At 43.0% G+C, this 5,541-nt stretch carries 3 protein-coding genes and 1 pseudogene; all 4 read right to left on the reverse strand.

Features of this window, described 5'->3' with window-relative positions:
• Nucleotides 1–512: 512 nt before the first annotated feature.
• Nucleotides 513–1,409 carry a glycyl-radical enzyme activating protein gene (locus GXZ17_RS02530; protein ID WP_409375721.1) on the reverse strand — a complete coding sequence of 299 codons (897 nt, stop codon included), beginning with the start codon at nt 1,407–1,409 and terminating at the stop codon, nt 513–515.
• A gap of 1 nt (nt 1,410) precedes the next feature.
• On the reverse strand, nt 1,411–3,831 hold the full coding sequence (locus GXZ17_RS02535) for a glycyl radical protein (RefSeq protein WP_409375722.1): 2,421 nt from the start codon (nt 3,829–3,831) through the stop codon (nt 1,411–1,413).
• Nucleotides 3,832–3,875: 44 nt separating this feature from the next.
• On the reverse strand, nt 3,876–4,961 hold the full coding sequence (locus GXZ17_RS02540) for a M24 family metallopeptidase (RefSeq protein ID WP_409375723.1): 1,086 nt from the start codon (nt 4,959–4,961) through the stop codon (nt 3,876–3,878).
• Between the two features lie 42 nt (nt 4,962–5,003).
• A pseudogene (locus GXZ17_RS02545) lies at nt 5,004–5,541 on the reverse strand (glycoside hydrolase family 127 protein); the annotation flags it as partial.

Below are 5,541 nucleotides of genomic sequence, written 5' to 3' on the forward strand. Positions count from 1 at the left end.
CCATAGGAGCATCTCCTCCCATTATTTAGATTCCTCGTAGAACCGCTCAGGAATGAGAGATAAGGGGATGATAGAGGCGTTCAGGAATGACCATTGACCGTTTAATTCACCACAGTTATTTAGCGGTCTTTTCCGGACCAAGTTACCCTTTGCCCCATTCTACTATGAATTGTTAATTCTGGAATTAAGGGTGCTGCAAAAATTAACTTCCGGAATGCTGCAAATTCATATTGCCAAATACACCCCGGCTCGAAAGTCGCTGGGGTGACAGAAAAAAAGGGTTCATAAGGGGGGATATTTCCCTTTATACTGAGGGATGCTTCTTACTTTAATCAGGGAAATGCAAGTTCTGATTTTCCAGAGACATTTATTCTGAAGCTACTGATTCTGTCTCTAACTTCTTTTCTACTCTTATTCTGCAAAAGTTATATCTTACAGATAATCAGTTGATGATGAAAATAACAGACTCTCGATATTTCTCTCAGCACAGCCATCACCTACCATCCTTCAATTTACCCTCCTATTCTGGCCTGCAGACCGTGAGTCTCAAACTCTATCTGTATTGCTTGCAATCTTCCGTTGGAAATCTTTCCCCCCTGCCTTACTACAGTTGTTTTCCAGAGCGCATCGTATTTTTCTGAAACATCATGAAAGGGCAGAAGGTTTATCTCCAGCTCAGGATCAAGGTCTGTAACAAATTCTATTAACTCATGCACATCTTCGATAGAATCATTAACCCCGGGCAGCAATGGTATACGTATTATCACTTTTTGCTTTGATTCCACTAGAAATCGCAAGTTGTCTTTTATTATATCGTTTTTAACTCCGGTGTGTAGCAGGTGTTTATGCTCATCGAGCACTTTCAGATCATATAGAAAGAGATCAACGTAGGGAAAAATCCTTTCTAAATCATCTCTCGCCACATAGCCTGAGGTATCAATAGCTACGTGGATGCCACGTAATTTAAGCAAGGGTAGTAACTCAGCGAGAAATTCGATCTGTAACAGCGGCTCTCCCCCCGAAAAAGTAACCCCTCCTTCAGATTGATCAAAATAAAGAATATCTTTTTGTAGCTCCCGGATAACGTCTTCCACGCTCATCCATTCACCGACAATCTTAAGAGCAGTAGTGGGACAATTTTTTACGCAAAGAGCAGACATAGCGCAGAGCTCTCTTTTCAGGTGGAGTTTATCATTGAATGTTAAAGCATGATTAGGACAGGATGCTATACAGGATTTACAGCCAATGCACTTGTATCTGCTATACATAAGCTCCGGAGATGTAGATATCCCTTCCGGATTGTGGCACCACCAGCAAGATAGTGGACAACCTTTTAAAAAAACAGTCGTCCTTATTCCTGGTCCATCATGGATGGAAAACCGCTGTATGTTGAAAACAAGTCCTTGCACGCTATAATTTTCCTTGTTCAGTTCTAATGATAATTTCCTCCTGCAGGCCCTTAGGCAGGTTAACAAAGTAATCGCTATATCCGGCCACTCTTACCATCAAATCCTCGAAATCTTGAGGGCGTTTTTGTGCTTCTTTTAAAAGCTCTGTGGAGACAACGTTGAACTGCACGTGATGCCCACCCATTCTGAAGAAAATTCTCATCAATTTTCCGAGCTTTATCAGGTTATCTCTGTCCCGCACCAGATCTGGAGTTATTCTCTGGTTCAACAGCGCTCCACCTGTTTTAGCCCAGTCACATTTTGCAACCGACCGGAAAACCGCAGCTATGCCTTTTTTATCTGCACCCTGAACAGGTGAAATTCCCTCTGAAACAGCCATACCGGCTTTCCTTCCATCTGGTGTAGCACCGGTCATATTTCCAAAATATACATGAACAGTTGTGGGCAAAAAGTAACATCTGCGTGACGCATTCCTGACCGGGGAAGGAGCATGGTTTTCAACCATTTCCACAATATTATCAACGAGACCCCGGGCAATATTATCGGCATAGTCATCATCGTTACCATACTTGGGCGTCTTATTCAGAAAAATTTGTCTCATATACTCATGTCCCTCAAAATCAGCGTTTAAAGCTCTGAGGACACAATCGAAATTGAAAACCTGGTTTTCAAATATATTCCACTTAAGCGATGCTAAAGAATCAGTAATAGTACCGAGACCAACTATTTGCATGTATTGGGTGTTGTATATCGCTCCCCCCGCATTGTAATCTCTGGCTTTCTCCACACAGCCTTCAATCCACAATGACAGGAAAGGAACCGGGAGATACCTCGCATACAAACTTTCAATTATGTCATTTCCCTTTATTTTCAAGTCTATAAAGTAACGTAACTGGTCATCCAGGGTCTTCTGGAGTTCTTCAAAGGTTTCCGGTGTTTTTGTTTTCAGGCCAATCTGCCTTCCTGTGCGAGGGTCTACTCCACTATGGAGCGTTATCTCCAAAACTTTGGGAAGATTGAAATATCCCGTCAGAATATAGGCTTCCTTACCCAGCGCACCAGTTTCAACACAACCACTAACCCCGGCTTCTCTTGCATCTTCCAATGTTTTCCCCTGCCGTAACATTTTCACAATAACTCCATCATAATTAAAGAATGGTGGTTCTCCAAATCCAGAAGAGGCCACCTGCAAAGCCTTTATGAGAAATTCATCCGGGTTTTTATCGCTGATAAGTACTGCAGTATTTGGTTGTAAGGTTTTCATTTCATCAAGTACCTCAAGAATCAAATACGACAACTCATTAACAGCATCCCATCCGTCAGCCCGCAGCCCTCCTAAATTGATTTTAGAAAAATCATTATATGTGAAACTTTCTTCAGCGGTAATTTTCACTTTAGGTACCGATGGCTGATTGTTGAACTTCAACCAAAAAGCCTGCAACAATTCCCTCGCCCGATCACGCGTTAGCCTGCCCTCTTCAATATCTCTCACAAAAAATGGATAAAGATGCTGGTCAAGCCTGCCAGGAGTGAAAGAATCCCAGGGATTCGTTTCGTAAGTTACTCCCACATGAATAAACCAGTAGTGCTGAAGAGCTTCCCAGAAAGTTTCCGGAGCATGGGCCGGCACTTTCTCACAAATTTCAGCCATCTGCAATAGTTCCGCCCTTCGAGATGGATTTGGCTCCTCTTCGGCAATCTTTTTCAGTTCAGTAGCGTAGCGCCTTGCGTATATCATTATTGCATCAGCTGCAATGTCCATTGCTTTCAGCTCTTCCATTTTTTCAAAGTAATCGGAGTCACCCGGAGAGAGCTCCTGCATTTTTTCTACAATTCTCTTTTTTATCTCCAGAACCCCGGTTTGAAAAACTCTACTTCCTCCTGATGTATGACCGGGCGCTCTTTGCTCCATAAATTCAGTCCAGATACCTGCTTCATATGCATCTATCCATTCCCGGGGAAGGCTTTGGAAGATAATGTCCCTCATCGCATAATTTTGCCAGAAGGGAATAACTTCTTCGGCATAAATTTTCCGGGTTAAATCATCAACCTCAAAAGGCATATTCTCGCGGTTGGCGAGTGTTTCAAAATCATCCAGAGTGTGGACACATATCTCCGGATAAGTAGGAACTTCCTGAGGGCCAGTTCCCCGGATACCCACGATCAGCTGGCCCTCTTCCACTGTCAAGCTACAGTTTTCCATAAGGCACTTGAAGGCTAAAGCTCTCAAAACGGGATAAGAAACTGTTTTTGGAGCATTAGCCCTGTAAAAGTCGGTTATCAATTTTGCTCTCTCAACCGAGACCTTAACTTTTGCTGTGACGCTCTGGTCCCGTAACTTTTTGATTCGCTCGTTGATTGGTTTGACCCCTGAGCGCCTTTTCTCTACCTCTTCGGCAATTTTCACAGCAGTTTTCTCCATAATCACTCACCTCACTACCCAGCACCATTCTAATACAAATCCCGTCAAATTTGTATCAAGTCATCATCAAGATTCGTAATCGTTTCAAATCCCCCATCTCGAACAACTACATCATTTTCTATTCTTATTCCAAATTTTCCGGGCATGTAAATACCAGGCTCAACTGTAACAACCGAATTGGCAGGTAGTGGTTCTTCAAACTTTGGCCCCATGCGAGGTATCTCGTGAACTTCAAGGCCGATTCCATGACCCAGTCCGTAGCTGAAACAAAACTCAGCATATTTACTTTCCAGAATAACTTGTCTCGCTACAGAATCTACCTGTCTGGCAACCATTCCCGCTTTTCCCTCAGCAATAGCCTGTAGTAGTGATTTCTTAACAAGAGCATAGCACTCTTTAATTTCTTCTTCTACCTCCCCCACTGATACCATCCTCGTTATATCACAACAGTAACCACGAACCTTGGCCCCAAAATCAAACAGTATCAACTCCCCTCTTTTAGCTTGCCTGCTGGTTGGTTTCGCGTGTGGCAATGAAGTCCTCGGGCCTGTGCCGATAAGTGTTTCAAATCCAACCTGTCCTCCTCGTTTCTTAATTCTATATTCGAGTTCAGCACATATATCCAGCTCCGAGACATCTTCTTTAAGAACACCAAGGGTGTCAAGGAATGACTGCTCCGCCACTCTGCTTGCCTCTCGTATTGCCTCGATCTCATCTTCAGATTTAACCGAGCGCATCAGCCATAACATCCTGTCTACAGGAAGGAATTTCACATCCAGTTTCTCTGTCAGCTCATTGTAAGTTTTGCAATCCAGTTTTTCTGCTTCAAAGCCAATAACTTCTGCAGATAAATCTTTGAGTAAAGACGCCACAGAATCGGTTAACTTTTCACCCGTATGTTTTACCAGCTGGAAAGCACTCTCCTCTTGAGCCTGTTCAAAATATCTTGAGTCAGTAACTATATAGCGTCCATCATCACGCAATATTAGAACGCTGCAAGAACCTTTAAAGCCCGACAGATAAAAAGTGTTTGCCGAAGAAGAATTTTCATAATTCCAAATCATTACCGTATCAATATCAGAATCGACATTTAGCCTTACAAGCTCTAAAAGCTTATCTACTCTGTCCACTTGTTTTTCCCTCATTTCATTTTTCGAATATCTTGTGTTTTTTTATGCAAAATCCATCCAGACCACCATCGGTGAAGCTTCTCTGTTTGCCCAGGCGAAATAAGGTATCAACTTGTATTCAACAGGCTTCCTTCGAGAAATGTGTCCATTAGCAGGAATATAAAGGTTCTCACCCCAATCTGATAGGTCCTGCGCCAAACCTTTTCCAGATAACGCCACGAGCCTACCCAGGCTTTCAATCTCTTCCATCTGCTCTTTTATTTCGCTATCGTAGTTCAGAACAAGCGTGCGGACATCAAACTCACGATTATCTACGCCTTCTGCACAGTAAACCATCGGGCCTCTTTTGACAGCCGCTCTTCCCCGATTTTCCTCGGAAAATGGATGGCACAACACTAACTCCGGCCTCATTGCAAAAACAACGTCAACGAGGTCACCGGCTTTCCAAACCTTTTTGAGCTCGATGTAACCCTTAACAGGTTCATCATTCACATTATCACCGTTTATTTTCACCGAGAAATCTCTCACCCAACCCGGGATCCTTATGAAAATTGAAGCAGGTACAGACACATCTGATTCA

The organism is Candidatus Sordicultor fermentans (genome assembly GCF_012728195.1).
GTDB classification, from domain to species: Bacteria; Atribacterota; Atribacteria; order Atribacterales; family Caldatribacteriaceae; genus Sordicultor; species Sordicultor fermentans.

What these genes read in the sequence shown, in the direction of transcription:
- GXZ17_RS02535 (WP_409375722.1), bottom strand. Translation starts at nt 3,831, where the DNA reads ATGGAGAAAACTGCTGTGAAAATTGCCGAAGAGGTAGAGAAAAGGCGC.